Raw genomic sequence first — 15,502 nt, forward strand, 5'->3', positions numbered from 1 at the left:
CAAAGACGGATACAATCGCTAAAATATCACGTTCCGCATTAATTCATCCCAAAGAAAAGTAACTGTTATGTTAAGCTAAACACATTATTTTTTGGTACTTGGCTAACGATAAGTATATTCTAATTGGGAACCAATATATGGGATGCTTTGGTATCATTTTAGCAATGAGGAAGCCAAACTTATGCATATAAATGGTAGATATACGACGAAGTTAGCGACTTTCCTGCAAAAAGACAAGTTTTCACAGGCGTAATAAGCGTGATCATCATTAGATATCTAGTACGGGAAACCCTAAAAAGCCAAATCGCAATACTTTTCATCTTATTGCTGATCTTTTTCAGTCAGAAATTAGTTGATGTATTGGGGGCGGCCGTAGAAGGAAATATTCCCGCAAATTTGGTTCTATCGTTGTTAGGTTTAGGCGTGCCGGAAATGGCGCAGCTTATTTTACCCCTGAGTTTGTTTCTTGGGGTATTAATGACGTTCAGTAAACTTTACACCGAAAGCGAGATCACCGTCATGCATGCCTGTGGGTTGGGCAAAAGTGTCTTGGTGAAATCAGCACTTATTCTGGCTTTAATCACATCCGCGCTGGCTGCTGTCAACGTTACCTGGCTCACTCCGTGGTCTTCTAAATATCAGGCACAAGTCTTGGCGGACGCCAAAGCCAATCCCAACCTTGCTGCGATGATGGAAGGGCAGTTCAAGCCTTCCCGTGATGGCAATATGGTGCTCTATATCGGCAACGTGAAGGGCAAAACCTTTGAGAATGTATTCCTTGCCCAGCTCCACCCGTCGAACGACCAACGTCCGTCTGTTGTGATTGCGGATGGCGGCCATATGGAAGAAAGCCCGAATGGGAATCAGATAGCGGTACTCCATCAGGGAACCCGTTATGAAGGCACTGCAATGTTGCGTGACTTCCGCATCACTGAATTCACCAACTATCAGGCAGTTATTGGGCATCAGAAAGCCGATATCGATAGCAGTAAGGTTGAGCAAAAATCGATTGGGCAACTCTGGCATGATACGGATAACGACTCCAAGGCAGAGTTTCACTGGCGCCTGACGTTGATTGTCTCTGTATTAACGATGGCGTTGATGGTGGTGCCGTTGAGTGTCGTGAATCCCCGCCAGGGGCGCATACTCAGCATGCTGCCGGCGATGTTGCTCTACCTGATTTTCTTCCTGCTGCAAAGCTCCCTGCGCTCCAATGGCAGCAAGGGGAAACTCGATCCTGTGTTCTGGATGTGGCTGGTCAACGGGGCGTATTTCGCCTTGGCTTTGGCTCTCAACCTGTGGGATACCGTACCCATGCGCAAACTGCGTTCACGCTTTAAGAATCAAGGAGCGTCATGATGTTTGGGGTATTGGACAGATATATCGGCAGGACAATTCTGCAAACCATTCTGATGACGTTGTTTATGCTGGTATCGCTTTCCGGCATCATCAAGTTTGTTGACCAGCTGCGGAAAGTCGGGCAGGGGGAATACACTGCACTGTCTGCCGGCATTTATACATTGCTGAGTGTTCCTAAAGATATCCAAATCTTCTTTCCGATGGCTGCCTTGCTTGGCGCGTTATTGGGTTTGGGGGCACTGGCAACACGCAGTGAACTGGTGGTAATGCAGGCTTCCGGCTTTACCCGTCTGCAAGTGGCGGGTTCTGTCATGAAAACCGCAATTCCGCTGGTTTTGCTGACAATGGTCATCGGCGAGTGGGTGGCTCCACAAGGAGAGCAGCTTGCCCGTAATTACCGTTCCCAAAAAATGTATGGTGGTTCGCTGATGTCCACCGCCAAAGGTTTGTGGGCAAAAGATGGCAATGATTTTATTTATATTGCAAGTGTGAATAAAGATAATGCCTTAAATGGTGTCAGAATCTATCACTTTAACGATGATAATAAATTATTATCAATAAGATATGCAGACTCTGCTGTATATGATAATGATAACCATCAATGGAAATTATCTCAGGTTGAAGAATCTGATTTAAATCAAGGTGAGCGCATCACCGGTTCACAACGCATTTCCGCAGATTGGGATAGCAAATTAACACCTGAAAAACTGGGTGTGGTTTCCCTTGAACCAGACGCACTCTCCATCCGTGGTTTACATCAATACATCGCATATCTGGAGCAGAGCCAACAGGATGCCGGGCGTTATCAACTCAATATGTGGAAGAAAATCTTCGCACCTTTATCGGTAGCGGTGATGATGCTGATGGCGCTTTCCTTTATCTTCGGGCCATTGCGCAGTGTGCCGATGGGATTTCGGGTTGTTGTGGGTATCAGCATGGGCTTTGTTTTCTATGTTCTGAATGAGATATTTGGCCCGCTCAGTCTGGTTTATAGCATGCCTCCAATACTGGGAGCACTCTTGCCAAGCCTGTTATTCTTTGGGGTGAGTGTTTATTTGCTTTTGAAGAAAAAATAGCAGTCATTAACCGAACTCTTATTAATATTTCTTATCGCTCTTGCGTTTAAACGTGAGGGCGATTTTTATTTCCCATATAAAATAAATTTATCATAATGAATTAGAAAATGCCGATAAGACTGGCTTCCATAATATCTATTCATGTTATTTAATTAATAACAAATTAATTTTATTAAAAATAATAAAATTACTATTTGGTATTAATCAGTTTATAGTGATAAATATAGTGATGGAAATAGCGATAAGAACTGAAGCATTAGATTGCTCATTGGTTTTTGTGGGGTATTCTCATGAAATATATATTTTTTTCTCCAAATGAATTTCACGTTTTTGAAGATAGGCCTGCAGAATTTCCTCATGAGAGGCGATTGACTGTATCGGCACGTGGCTGGCCCGGTTGCTTTGCAGCGTTGGACGAAGAGATATCTCCAGACAGATTGAAATCAATTTTATGTAGCCATCTTGATATTTTTATGTATCGTCACATTCGTTTGTTATTTTGCCATTCAGCAGATAAGGAAGGATGGTTTACAGGCTCTTTTGCAGAAAAATTCTCAAGATTACTACCTGCCGCAATAATTGAAGCCTATTTAGGGACATTGCATGTACGTACAATTGATTTTCCAGACATGAACTACAAGAAAATTTCACGACCAAATGCGAATTATCACATTGACTATGAAAAAAATTCTCAAGGTAAATATATTGGCAAGGGAGCAAAACAAACATTGATGTTTGACTTTGAACCTAAATATGCAACACAAAGTATGTTTCCTACTAACTCCGATGGTGAAGCTCAAAAAGCATGTTTTGAATCAACTCTGAAGAGTTGGGAAGAACAATTTGAGACCTGTGACCCGGTCTGTATCAAGGATATATTGAGTAGCCGATTATTTTTTTGTAAAGGGCAATCAAGCGAAAACATCAAAGATTTTCTATATAACTTGCCATGATAGAAATAATTCTTATGGGTATCACTAACCAGAGTTTTGTATCCGTAAAGCTCTGGTTAGCATATTTTAAATATATTCAGTAGAAGCACCGCTCCAACTTGCCTTGCATACATTGCTGTTTACTGTGGGGAGCCATCATATAGCAATAGATATTATTGTTGTTGTAAAAGAGCTTCATTGTCTATCACAGGGTCAGAATCGGGCTTGCTAAATTGCTTGGTGAGATAGAAACGAGTGTGATGATGTGCGTATCCTTCAAGTACACCGTAGGCTTTGTAACCTAATTTCTCATAAAAGCCCTTCGCTTGAAAATTATAAGTATCCACATAAGCCATATGACAAGATCGATTTAAGGCCTCTTTCTCAGCTTGTAATATAAGCTGTTTTCCCAGACCTTTTTTACGATACTTATCATTGACCCATAAATATTGAATCTCAAGACTTTCCCAAAAAGTTCTGGATACAAGCCCTGCAATGATTTGATTGGATTTATCAGTAAAATAAATAAATAGAGGCTTGAGATCTACATTGCCATGTTGATGGTTATATTCCCAAAGTCTTTCAATTATATACTCTTCAATTTGCTCATTTTGGGCATCGCTAATATGCATGTTCATTTTTTAAATTCCTGTTAATTAAAATTATTAAAAATTATATGAAACTGGAATTAAAAGCCTGTGATATATTAACTATCATTTTTGATAGTTTATTTTTAATAGTGTTTCCCGCCTGCTTTAGCGTTGATAAAAAATAACACTTATCTAGGGTGTCAGCAGGGAAATAAGCCAACACTTTGATATAAAAGCAAACGTAATACAAATACTATAGTAGTATAATTTATAACCGTATTTTAATCTGGTTTTTCATATGCTTTTGGCTTTTTATATGTTATTTGGTCTATTGCTTATTGATTTATTTTTATTTTGAATTTTTAGTTAACTAATGTTTGTGTTACTTTTTTAGTTCATTTTAAAAATAACTTCATGTAATAAAAGATGTAATTCAATAAATAAAAAATATTAAATAATAAGTAAAATGTTAGATATTATATAATTATTAGGGAGTGATTGTTTTGGTATTATTCATACTCCGTATGATACGGAAAATTGACTCCATCAATAAATGCCGTCGAATTTTTTAGGAAATCCACCCCAATACTATTGGGTTGAAACTTCATCTATGAGTCTATTTTATCCTGAATTTTCATTGCGATTAGACTGAGTTCCATATTAAATGAAACCCAGTCTGTCATTTGACTATCGAGCCAATTACGCTAAACCTGATTATGATTGCGGGCCAATGCGGTCACTAATTCATTAACTCCACTCGTTATACGGCTAAATTTACTTTGCTCTTTGCGCGTCATAACGACAAACACCCCAATATTCTGCTCCGGGATCATCGCCATATAAGTATTGAACCCACCTCCGCCGCCGGTTTTCTGATAAATACCGGGAATAGTGTCTTTGGCATCCATATACACCCAACCAAGACCAATGCCATCCGCCAAGCCGGCAACATCCATTCCTTTGATTGCTTTCAAATCCGCACGTTTAAAATAAATGCCCTGTTCACGGCTGGCGGTCTGTTTTCTCAATTGATTCTGGGAAGATAAAAACTGCTGCATCCAGCGCTGCATATCGGCGGGAGTGGAATAAATTCCGCCGCTGCCTGCGGCCGCAAGGGTATTCACGCAAGGGCTGGGTTTAATACCCTCCATCAAACGGGAACACTGGGATTGCGTAGGTGTCAGCGTGGTATCTTTCATGTGATAGGGGCGAGTGATTTCCTCTTTCAAAAGGCGGGAATAAGATTCGCCGGTTGCTTTGGAAAGCGCATCTGCCAATAAATCGTAAGCCAAATTAGAATACGAGGCTGTCGTTCCGGGAATAGCATCAAGCGTTGCGGTTTTCAGCCAGCTCCAGCGGTTGGATTGAGTCGGCCAGATAAACACAGGCCTCCCCCATTTTCCGCCTGGTTGTTCCCGTGGCAGCCCGCTGGTATGGCTTGCAAGGTGATACAACCGGATGGGTTGACCAGAGCCATAATTTGGCACACTGACGCCGTGATACGTGTACTTCTGCAACGGGTCGGTAATCCTGATACGTTCTTTCTGCGCCAGCTTAATCATCACTTCGCTGGTCATTAACTTGGTAATAGAAGCGATACGAATCAACGAATCCTGCCGGGGTTTCACGCCGCTCCCTGGATAAGTCTCCCCAAAACTGCGATGCACGACCTGATTATTATCGATCACCACCATTGCCATCCCTAAAGGATTACCCTCATCAAAGATAGATTGTGAATATTGATCGACCAATGTAACAGCCATTTTTTTGATAGCATCATTACCCTCAAAAACTTTCCACTTTTCAGGTTGTGGACTGACTTGCTGAGTTCTGCTCTGGTATGAACTGCCAGAATTAGCACAAGCTGAAAGTGCCCACGTCAGGGTGGAAATTGCACACAGTTTATATAGCCATTTTTTCATTTTTGAGTTAACCAATCACAGGTAGCGTTTAATTGGGAGAAAAAGCCGTTATTTGTTTTTCTTAAAAATCGCCAAAATGGCACCGATAACCAGGCCCAACAAGATGCCTGTCAAAATCCAACTGATGATTGTCATGATAATTTCCCTCATTGCAGTGTATTGTTTGGAATTATATAAGGAGTTTGTAGGTTGTCTATTGGCAGAAAAGGAATAGTAAAAGAGAAACTGGTGCATTTGGGGTAAGGAGCGGATGGATTTTGAGCAGTAATGATGAAAAAATGGCGCAACTGATTCTTTTTTCAACGCTTGAACAAAATTGAAAGGATAAATGTTGCGAATGCTCTTCTGACAGGTATAATCATTTCCGTTCTCCGAACCCTTCAGTGCCGAAGTGGCGAAATCGGTAGACGCAGTTGATTCAAAATCAACCGCCTTCGGGTGTGCCGGTTCGAGTCCGGCCTTCGGCACCATAAAACAAGACGCAAAATGAAGCGTCTTGTTTTATGTCTGAAATTTGGTATCTGCAAGTTTTTTCCTCATTTTTTTCACTCAATTTAAGTCAGTTTGATTTAATCTACATTTGCAACGTGCAGTCAATCATTAGTTCAGTTGTTAGACAACGCATAAATCCAGCCATGGCAGTGCGGACACTGTTTATTCCATATCTACAAACATCGTATATCACTGAACGTACTATTCGTTGTTGAAATTTCCGGCCGAGGGCTGGGTGTTTATGTACCTAGTCTATATAAATGACAAATGGCTGCTGTACTTTGCAAGGAAGCCCAGCTGGCGTGCTGCATCATTAAATCGCATTAAATAACTCCTCTATTCATCGCATAATAATTACCACAGGCAGAATAATAAAAATTACGGATGTCAATCGCCATACTCACACCTAATCATGTTCAATTTCCTCTAATAGAAACAAATTATTGCGATCGCATTCGCATCGTGGAAAATGCTTAACCATGTGCTGCCTTTATATCAACGAAATCAATAAATTTTATTAAAACACGGGATGGGGAATGGACAGGAACACTCAGGGATTTGCATCATACTGGCGCAATACTTTAGCTGATACCGAATTTGGCAAAGGGGCATTTGAGCGTAAAGATGCGGATAAATTCACTCGGTGGATGGACATCACTACGGGACGGCTGGATGAGGAAATTGTTTGCACGTTCTTTGAGGATGAAAGTGACTCGGTTAAAACGGTCAAGGTGTTGTTACGGCCAAAAGTCTGGGTCCGCTTGCTACAGCATGGCAAAGAGCGAACGACAGGAGCGCCGGGTATAGTCACGCCACTAGTGACGTTTGCGTTACTGAACCGAGAAGGTTTTTTGTTCCCTATGGAACCAACCACCATCCCTCGTGACCTGCTAGAACCGCTCCCCAAAGGTACTTTCTCAATTGGCGAAATGGAGCAGTACGACAAATACAAAACTACGCATAGTTCGGTCACCTTTGGCGTAGAAGATGAGCAACAATACCGCGCGGAAGATGACGAGCAGCGAGCTAAGCGTTATGAAAAACATCAGCAGCAGTGGCAAAAGTACCTTACTGAGGCAAACAATCTCTTGGAAAATGTGGCCGGAAAATGGGTCACCACCTATGAGCAATACGAACTGGCAGAGTATGGTTACATTATCAAAGCAAACCAGCCTGGCGGGGCCAGCCGCTATATCCTCTCCCTGTACGATCATCTGCTAGTGTGTAAAAAAGAGGTTCCGTTGTTGGCGCGCTTCGCCTCGACGGTCAGGCCGGCTGTGGAGCCACTGCTGGCCACTAATACGAGGTTCAGCGAGCGGCTGGGATATTCCGGGGATGAATTCCCTTTGGCTGCAGCGCAGCGCGACGCTTTGAATCATTATCTTACCCAGCAGATGGGTGATATTCTTGCCGTCAACGGTCCTCCGGGAACCGGGAAAACCACTTTAGTTCTCTCTATCATTGCCACCGAGTGGGCAAAGGCAGCCCTTAACAAAAGCGAACCACCCGTTGTAGTGGCCACGTCTACTAACAATCAGGCTGTAACCAATATCATCGAAGCATTCGGTAAAGATTTTGCCACCGGTACTGGAGTAATGGCTGGGCGCTGGCTGCCTGACTTGAAAAGCTATGGTGCCTATTTCCCATCGCAGAGCCGTAAGGCTGAATCGGCGAAAAAATACCAGACGGATGATTTTTTCAGCCGCGTTGAATCCATCGAGTACGTTGAAGATGCTCAAATCTTCTACCTTGAGAGGGCAAGGGAAGCGTTTCCGTCGATGGAATGCAACACCCCCGAACATGTCGTGACTCTCCTACATGAGTGTTTAACCACTCAGTTCACTCAGCTTCAGCAAATTGAGCGAGTATGGGACAGCTTGAATCGTATCCGCCAGGAGCGTAGCGCCATTAGCGAAGACCTCGACCAGTATATTCAGGGCAAAAGGGAGCGACTGCTCGACAGTACGGATGACATCGCATTGTTAACCCAAGGCAAAAAGCAGTGGCAGCAATACCGTGCCAGTGAGTCAATAGTGTATGCGCTCTTCTCCTGGATCCCTGCTGTTCGCACTAAACGCTATTATCAGATTAATCTCTTTATGGAAGCTATCTTTGGTACAAGAATGGCCGCGTTTGAGGGAAGCGTACCAGAAGGCATTGATGCGTATATCGACGGCCTGATTGTGCAGGCACAAAAGGAGCGGGACGAGTATCAGCAGAAAATCGATTTAGCTCAAGATGTTTCCCGACGAGAAAGCGAAGCCCTCCAGCAATGGTGCAAGTTGGCTCGGGCATTGGGGCATACAGGCGAAGAGGAACTGAGCCTGGCTGGAGCCGATATGCTTGCCGATACGCAGATCCGCTTCCCGGCGTTCCTACTGGCGACCCACTACTGGGAAGGTCGCTGGCTGATGGATATGGCTACTATTGATGATCTTCAAAAAGAGAAAAAACGCAAGGGGGCGAAAACCGTTAAGGCCCGCTGGCAACGCAGAATGAAGCTCACTCCATGTGTGGTAATGACCTGTTATATGCTACCTCGTCATATGGCAATCAGTGAATTTACAGGTGGTGCGAAGAAATTCGATGACAGCTATTTTTATAATTTTGCTGATCTGCTGATCGTCGATGAAGCGGGGCAGGTGCTCCCGGAGGTAGCAGCAGCCTCCTTTGCATTAGCGAAAAAAGCGCTAGTGATCGGTGATACAGAGCAAATCGCGCCTATCTGGAACAGTTTGCCCGGCATTGACATAGGCAATATGGTGGAAGAGAACATCCTTCCTGGTGGTACTCAGGAAGAACTGACGGACGCCTACGCAGCGATATGTGATTCTGGTAAAAGTTCGGCGTCAGGCAGCGTCATGAAGATCGCACAATTTAACTCGCGCTATCAGTATGACCCAGACTTAGCTCGTGGAATGTACCTGTATGAGCATCGTCGCTGCTTCGATAACATTATTGGTTACTGTAATACGCTCTGCTATCACGGTAAGTTGCAACCTAAACGAGGTGATGGAAAAGAGTTCCTTTTCCCTGCAATGGGTTATCTGCATATCGATGGTAAAGGCATGCAGGCAAACAGTGGGAGCCGTTACAATGCCTTTGAAGCTGAGACAATAGCAGCCTGGTTAGCAGCACACAAAGAGGAAATAGTTCGTCATTACGACAAACCTCTACATAAAGTGGTGGGGATCGTTACGCCTTTTTCGGCACAAGTCAACGCCATCAGACAGGCGTTAAGAAAGCTGGGTATTAATTGTTCAGATGATGAGCATTCGATGACAGTTGGAACGGTGCATTCCTTACAGGGGGCAGAAAGAGCTATCGTGCTCTTTTCTCCGGTCTACTCCAAACATGAGGATGGCGGGTTCATTGATAGCGACAGCAGCATGCTGAACGTCGCTGTATCCCGAGCTAAAGATAGCTTTTTGGTCTTTGGTGATATGGATTTGTTTGAGATCCAGCCAGCGTCTTCACCCAGAGGCTTGCTGTCAAAATACCTTTTCGCCTCTAAATGCCATGCCTTGCAGTTTGAATATAAAGAACGCAAAGATTTAAGCGCTGCGCAAACGCAGATTTACGCCCTACATGGCGTCGAGCAACACGATGCGTTTCTGAATCAAACATTCGGTACCATTGGGAAGAGCATTACTATCATCTCTCCTTGGTTGATCTGGCAAAAACTGGAACAAACTGGATTCCTGACGTCAATGATTCAGGCACGCTCGCGTGGTGTCGATATCACCGTAGTTACGGACAGAAATTTCAATATCGAACATGCTGATTACGAAAAACGTAAAGAGAAACAGCAACGTCTTCACGCCACATTGGAAAAACTGAACGAGATGGGCGTAACCACAAAACTGGTCAAGCGCGTTCATAGCAAAATTGTGATTGGAGATGAAAATCTACTGTGCGTAGGGTCATTTAATTGGTTCAGTGCTACGCGAGAAGAGAAATATCAACGGTATGATACGTCGATAGTTTATCGTGGTGAAAGCTTAAAAGGTGAAATCAAAACTATTTATTCCAGTTTGGAACAGCGTCAGCTCCAATGTTAGTGGTTGCCTGAACTGTGACATAATACGCCTGTTTCTATCAACAGGCGTATTCGCTTTTATGCGGTCAAAACACATAATCTGCAGTTTTAATGTTAATAGATCATAACAATATGATTTATTAGATATATCTTAAGAGCACCGTGGCAAGGTATGATGCTCCGTTAATAAAATAATTTAATGCCAAAAATCCCTATCACGGTCATGAGCACGTAAAAAGATTGCCTTGAGGATAGTCGTGAAAAACAGCCCTGCCTTGAAAGCCTGCACAGCAGTACAGATAACAAAAGAAATGTTACTGTTGAAGGAGGTAAATCATTTAATTGAGAGAGAATAGAGGAGGCCATTAGTAAATCTCCCCATTCCCATAGTGGAAAGCTATCCATTGTCTTTTCTGACTTTTCTCTGCTCCCATTTCTAACATAGCATCAATCAGAGCAGAAATTGTGCGATCAGAAATTGAATTTGAGTTGAGGCTAAATCTTTTATAGCTCCGTTTGTTACCTACAAAGGAAACCATTTGCTCAATTAAACCTTCGTTACAAATCCTGCTGAAGGTCAAACGCCCTCTATAACCTGATCTATTCAAAGTTCTTAGCAGTGAACGTATAAATCCTGTGACATAATTCACAAACCAAGGCCTGGTCAAGAGAGCCACGTATTTATCTCTTGCAGGAAAAAGACTGCTGTCCAGTTCCCTACAATCATAGTTTAGTGTGTTGCCGTCTACGTGAAGATAGCCATACATCCTGAAAGCAAACCAAGGGAAGTAAAGATGTGGATTAACGGTTTTAGTATAGCCTCTGGCTGTAACCCTCTTGGCTAACAACACAAGGCAGTGGTCGGCAGAGTAAAGAGCTTCGGACAAGGGAATAGGGACTAGCTGTCCATCGTTATTTTCTTTGTAAAGGTGGTTATGCAGCTGAATGATGTCATAATCATCCAGCTGCTTGAGATTATTTTCTTCAACCGCCCGAGTTATAGTTCCAATTGATGCCTGCAATTCCTTGATTTTAAAAAGCTCATCTGGTGGCATTATGTCGCGGTAATATTGAACACTCTCCCTGATTTTTTTCATCATATCCAGTGTTAGCGTGTCCTGAGCTTTGGGATATCGCGAGTTCATTTCTGTCCAGCTGGAAAAATGATGGAAATACGCCACCATCTCCAAAGCGTGCCCTCGAGGGATATCGCAATGATTTCTCAGGAAGCTTACATGTTTTCGGAGAATGTCTTTTGGCGGAGGGGGAAGAATGCTAGCGTCAGCATCGATAATCAGATCAGAGAGCATAATGTTGTTCCTTAAACGATACTCTGCGGCCCGTAAACGCAGAGCTTAAAGAAACAGGCTCTGTGAAGAAAATTTATGATAAAAAACGCGATTTCGATTTTGTCTACGGGCTGACCGGTTTGCGCGAACCTTGACGATAAAATAATAGGCAGACATAAGTACGTCAATACATTAAAGCATTTTATTTTTTTGTTGAGACAAGATTTTTCGGAGACATTGGTGAGAAAAGCAAGATACGTTAATAACCATTGGATGTTTAAGAGGCCTTTACTTAAAGGAGAAAACAGATAACAAGAAGTACGATAGGAAAGATAAAAATGAATATCAGGCGATGTTTTTTGCGTAAGTATTTTGAAAAAGAGTGGCAACACTTGAAAGCAATCCTAAAAAACTGATTTTTTTGTACTGTGATTTCTTAACATCATAATGTTTGCAATATATAAATTAGAAAATTATATTTCTAACCTAATTTTTTAACAGCAGTGCACTTTTTGAACTAATAATAAGGAAATACAATGCATAGTGATTATGCCGCACTTTGTTATGGTAAATGGTACAGTTGGGAAAATCGCCATTTTCAGGAAAATATCAATATGCCGGGTATTTATGCCATCATGATTTCTCATGATGATTATTCAGGCAGAGATTTTGATTGGAAAGATGAAATTACTTATATCGGTATGACCGTTGCTAAAAATGGTTTAAAAGGAAGGTTGCAACAATTAGAAAATTCTCTGATCGGTAAATCTGGGCATAGCGGTGGAAACAGGATCAGGGAAAAATTTAAAGCTGAAGGTTATGGCTTATATGACACGGTAAACCATCAATGGAGTGATGGTAAAAAACTCTTTGTTTGTATTCAGGCTATTATTTTAAACCCTACGGATAGTTTACCTGAAAGATTAAAGAAGAAAGGATCTGTCGCTAATTTAGAGTATTTGGCTTTTGCTAAATATGTTGAGAGCAATCCTCGGCATGAAATGCCAAGTGGGAATAAGGCACATTCTATCTGATTTAATCGGTTTCATAGGCGCTTTTGCTTATTTAAAGCGCCTTCGATTATTTCAATCGAAATTAAATTCACCCAATAAACGTTCTCCGCCACTCTATTGGGCTTACGCCTGACTTTTCTTTGAATATTTGGCGAAAAGTTATAGATGATTGAAACCCGGCCAGTTCGGAAACTTGCTCGATTGATAACTCAGGGTTTTCAAGCAGTTCTTGGCTTCGATGTAATCGTGCTGTGGTTAACCATTCACCGATACTCATTCCTGTTGCTTTATGAAAATGGCGAGTCAGCGTTCGCCTGCTCATGGATATTTTCTCGGCCAAAGAATCAATACTGTGTGCATCCTGTAAATGAATCAATAAATAATCCAGCAGTTGATTTATGCGCTGATTCGTTGTGCTGTGAGGAACAATTTGTTCAATGTATTGAGCTTGGCCGCCATTGCGATGAGGTGGGGTAATCATCTTTCGCGCCATTTCATTAGCCGTTTTGGCACCATAAAGATGGCGCACAATATATAGGCAACAATCCAGAGCCGCGGCAGTACCCGCGGAAGTTATGATGCCATTGTCCTCAGTATAAAGAACATTGACATCAAGTTTAACTTGCGGGAATAGTTGTTGAAATTGGCTTTCATATTCCCAATGTGTTGCTGCGCGATGACCATCAAGTACACCCGCGTAAGCGAGGACAAATGTACCAAGGCATAAACCAACAAGTAATGATCCATTTTTTTTAGCGGCAATGATGGCATTAATGAGCGATTCAGAAGGAGGCTCATGAACATGTTCCCAAAAGGGAATAATAACAATATCCGCTGTTTTTATTGCATCAAAATTATAATCAGCATTGACTGCGGTGCCTTCTTTTGACCAAACAATCCCTTCCTTTTCAGCGCAAAGTAAGCGCGTAAAAAGTTTTTTATCTGTCATTGTTCCGCCAAAAAAAATTAAGGGAACGGATAAGTGAAATGTACTGAATCCTTCGGTGACAATAATAGCTACAGAAGTTTTTTTCAAATTTATCGCTCCCTTATTTTAAAATTTATTAGAATGTGACAGTTTCACCATCTTCAGGGGCACATACATAGTTGGCCATACCATTTACCGTTGCATAATCTAACAATTGTTGACGCGTTACAAGGCAGTGATTTAACGCCTCCATATGAGTTCCAACTATTTGTGCATCAGGCAGTAAAAAGTGAACTTTCACAATATCTTCTTGCCCAAAAATAATGGAACCGTATCCTAGTATATGCGCCCAGCCAATATTCATAATGACAACGTCTGGAGTATGTAATTTTATATTATCTTCGATGGATGAGAACCAGATTGAGTCTCCCATTAAATAAAGCGTTTTCTCTGACGGATGCTTAAATACAACTCCAGAGGATTCCCCCAACTTTTTATTTAATTGAGGATTGGCATAAGCGAGATCCGAACCATGCTGGCACGCTGTTTTTATTAGGGCTATGCCTTCGAATTGACTCGTTTCAGACAAGATGCGCAGGTTTGTAAATCCTTGTGATGATAAAAGCTGTTTATCACTTTCATTTTGCACATAGATGATTTTGTTTTTTGGAATAATGGCAATAGCAGCATCATCCCAGTGATCTAAATGTGTATGCGTGACGATAACAGCATCAACACTAAGCAGAGTTTCTTTATTAAATGGAAGCTCCACCGTTGGATTGCGAATTTCTGAATTAACACTGCCTTCAATTCCGGGATAGCTGCCTTTATCCGCTAACATTGGGTCAATCAGAAATTTTTTACCTGCAAATTGTATAATTTGTGTCGCATTGCGGACTTGCGTGATTTTCATAAATAAAAACCTTATTAAATTATGTAGAAAACGAGATTGGCTCAATAAGGCTATTATGGTGGAATTAGGAAAGTGAACCACAATCATTAGGTCAATATTCGATGGTTTCGGGTCAATGTTAGGTTGCATCCGGATTATTTACATATGAATATATTATTCAAGGATGCCGCCTGATACAGTTAGCTTTTCCATTGAGGGTATAATATGATCTATACCTTATTTTTATTTATATAAAATAACCCATTGATTTATCGACTAAATATAATCAATGCCCCTCGCCCATTCGGGGAGCAATAATCTAAACTATCACTATTGGAGGAAATCATGCAGCTTTCGGATTTAGGAAATAGAATTTGCATTATGGGGCCTTCGAATAGTGGCAAATCTACACTTGCGAATGCAATCTCAAAGAAATGTGGATTGAAAGTAGTTCATTTGGATCAGCTTTTTCATTTACCTAACACCGATTGGCAGGCCCGTTCCCGTGATGAATTTATCTCATTGCATGATATGGCAATAAAGGAAGAGAATTGGGTTATTGATGGAAACTATGGGTTATGTTTGCCGCAACGTTTAGCCAGAGCAACTGGGGTCATTTTCTTAGATATTTCAACACCAGCAAGCCTGTTCCGCTATGCATATAGAACGCTATTCCAACGTCATCGCTATGGCGGCCTGGAAGGCGGAAAAGACAGTATCAAATGGGATATGATCCACCATATTGCTGTTGTTATACCAAGTAAAAGAAAACACCAAGAGGATCTTTTTGAACAACTGGAGATTCCTAAAATTAAACTTTCTTCCGTCAAGGAAATTAAGCAACAGTTTGATAAATGGGAACTGATATAAAAACTAAAGGTGAAGAATAATGTCTTCACCAATTTAATAAATAATCATTTTACTGTTCGTAATAACTAAAATAGTAATAAATGAGACTTGCAATTTTATA

11 protein-coding genes and 1 tRNA gene are annotated in these 15,502 nt (G+C 41.7%); 7 read left to right on the top strand and 5 right to left on the bottom strand.

Annotated elements, in window-relative coordinates:
• Nucleotides 1-258 precede the first annotated feature (258 nt).
• The 3 genes from lptF to FE392_RS05990 all read left to right on the top strand — a co-directional run bounded on the left by lptF (nucleotide 259) and on the right by FE392_RS05990 (nucleotide 3,388).
• Nucleotides 259-1,359, top strand: a complete 1,101-nt coding sequence (lptF, locus tag FE392_RS05980; RefSeq protein ID WP_319929314.1) for an LPS export ABC transporter permease LptF — start codon at nucleotides 259-261, stop codon at nucleotides 1,357-1,359.
• Nucleotides 1,359-2,435 carry an LPS export ABC transporter permease LptG gene (gene lptG, locus FE392_RS05985; RefSeq protein ID WP_319929421.1) on the top strand — a complete coding sequence of 359 codons (1,077 nt, stop codon included), beginning with the start codon at nucleotides 1,359-1,361 and terminating at the stop codon, nucleotides 2,433-2,435. The genes lptF and lptG overlap by 1 nt, the downstream gene beginning before the upstream one ends.
• A 290-nt stretch (nucleotides 2,436-2,725) precedes the next feature.
• The gene (locus FE392_RS05990; RefSeq protein WP_319929315.1) at nucleotides 2,726-3,388 is read left to right on the top strand and encodes a hypothetical protein; all 663 of its coding nucleotides are present in this window, start codon (nucleotides 2,726-2,728) and stop codon (nucleotides 3,386-3,388) included.
• Nucleotides 3,389-3,540: 152 nt separating this feature from the next.
• Here the strand turns inward: FE392_RS05990 and FE392_RS05995 are convergent, their stop codons facing one another.
• Nucleotides 3,541-4,005, bottom strand: coding sequence for a GNAT family N-acetyltransferase (locus FE392_RS05995; protein ID WP_319929316.1), 465 nt, complete (start codon nucleotides 4,003-4,005; stop codon nucleotides 3,541-3,543).
• Between the two features lie 656 nt (nucleotides 4,006-4,661).
• Nucleotides 4,662-5,879 (bottom strand): D-alanyl-D-alanine-carboxypeptidase/endopeptidase AmpH, encoded by a 1,218-nt coding sequence (gene ampH / locus FE392_RS06000; protein ID WP_319929317.1) that lies wholly within the window; start codon nucleotides 5,877-5,879, stop codon nucleotides 4,662-4,664.
• A gap of 385 nt (nucleotides 5,880-6,264) precedes the next feature.
• Here ampH and FE392_RS06005 point away from each other — a divergent pair.
• Nucleotides 6,265-6,349, top strand: a tRNA-Leu gene (locus tag FE392_RS06005).
• A gap of 558 nt (nucleotides 6,350-6,907) precedes the next feature.
• Nucleotides 6,908-10,432 (top strand): AAA domain-containing protein, encoded by a 3,525-nt coding sequence (locus FE392_RS06010; protein WP_319929318.1) that lies wholly within the window; start codon nucleotides 6,908-6,910, stop codon nucleotides 10,430-10,432.
• Between the two features lie 343 nt (nucleotides 10,433-10,775).
• Here FE392_RS06010 and FE392_RS06015 read toward each other — a convergent pair whose 3' ends face one another.
• A complete protein-coding gene (locus tag FE392_RS06015) occupies nucleotides 10,776-11,720 on the bottom strand; it encodes a hypothetical protein (RefSeq protein WP_319929319.1) in 945 nt (314 codons plus the stop codon).
• Nucleotides 11,721-12,235: 515 nt separating this feature from the next.
• Between FE392_RS06015 and FE392_RS06020 the strand changes: the two genes are divergently transcribed.
• Complete coding sequence (locus FE392_RS06020) at nucleotides 12,236-12,733, top strand: hypothetical protein (protein ID WP_319929320.1); 498 nt, start codon at nucleotides 12,236-12,238, stop codon at nucleotides 12,731-12,733.
• A 67-nt stretch (nucleotides 12,734-12,800) separates the two neighbouring features.
• Here the strand turns inward: FE392_RS06020 and FE392_RS06025 are convergent, their stop codons facing one another.
• Nucleotides 12,801-13,748: a GlxA family transcriptional regulator gene (locus tag FE392_RS06025; protein ID WP_319929321.1), complete on the bottom strand. Its 948-nt coding sequence runs from the start codon at nucleotides 13,746-13,748 to the stop codon at nucleotides 12,801-12,803.
• Between the two features lie 28 nt (nucleotides 13,749-13,776).
• Entirely contained in the window at nucleotides 13,777-14,553 is a 777-nt protein-coding gene (locus FE392_RS06030; RefSeq protein ID WP_319929322.1) for an MBL fold metallo-hydrolase, read from the bottom strand.
• Nucleotides 14,554-14,877: 324 nt separating this feature from the next.
• On the opposite strand from FE392_RS06030, the gene FE392_RS06035 reads away from it, so the two are divergent.
• A complete protein-coding gene (locus tag FE392_RS06035) occupies nucleotides 14,878-15,402 on the top strand; it encodes a P-loop NTPase family protein (RefSeq protein ID WP_319929323.1) in 525 nt (174 codons plus the stop codon).
• Nucleotides 15,403-15,502 lie beyond the last annotated feature (100 nt).

The organism is Xenorhabdus santafensis (assembly GCF_033949405.1).
GTDB lineage: Bacteria > Pseudomonadota > Gammaproteobacteria > Enterobacterales > Enterobacteriaceae > Xenorhabdus > Xenorhabdus santafensis.

What these genes read in the sequence shown, in the direction of transcription:
- FE392_RS06015 (WP_319929319.1), bottom strand. Translation starts at nt 11,720, where the DNA reads ATGCTCTCTGATCTGATTATCGATGCTGACGCTAGCATTCTTCCCCCT.
- FE392_RS06020 (WP_319929320.1), top strand. Translation starts at nt 12,236, where the DNA reads ATGCATAGTGATTATGCCGCACTTTGTTATGGTAAATGGTACAGTTGG.
- FE392_RS06030 (WP_319929322.1), bottom strand. Translation starts at nt 14,553, where the DNA reads ATGAAAATCACGCAAGTCCGCAATGCGACACAAATTATACAATTTGCA.
- FE392_RS06035 (WP_319929323.1), top strand. Translation starts at nt 14,878, where the DNA reads ATGCAGCTTTCGGATTTAGGAAATAGAATTTGCATTATGGGGCCTTCG.
- lptG (WP_319929421.1), top strand. Translation starts at nt 1,359, where the DNA reads ATGTTTGGGGTATTGGACAGATATATCGGCAGGACAATTCTGCAAACC.
- FE392_RS06010 (WP_319929318.1), top strand. Translation starts at nt 6,908, where the DNA reads ATGGACAGGAACACTCAGGGATTTGCATCATACTGGCGCAATACTTTA.
- ampH (WP_319929317.1), bottom strand. Translation starts at nt 5,879, where the DNA reads ATGAAAAAATGGCTATATAAACTGTGTGCAATTTCCACCCTGACGTGG.
- FE392_RS05995 (WP_319929316.1), bottom strand. Translation starts at nt 4,005, where the DNA reads ATGAACATGCATATTAGCGATGCCCAAAATGAGCAAATTGAAGAGTAT.
- FE392_RS05990 (WP_319929315.1), top strand. Translation starts at nt 2,726, where the DNA reads ATGAAATATATATTTTTTTCTCCAAATGAATTTCACGTTTTTGAAGAT.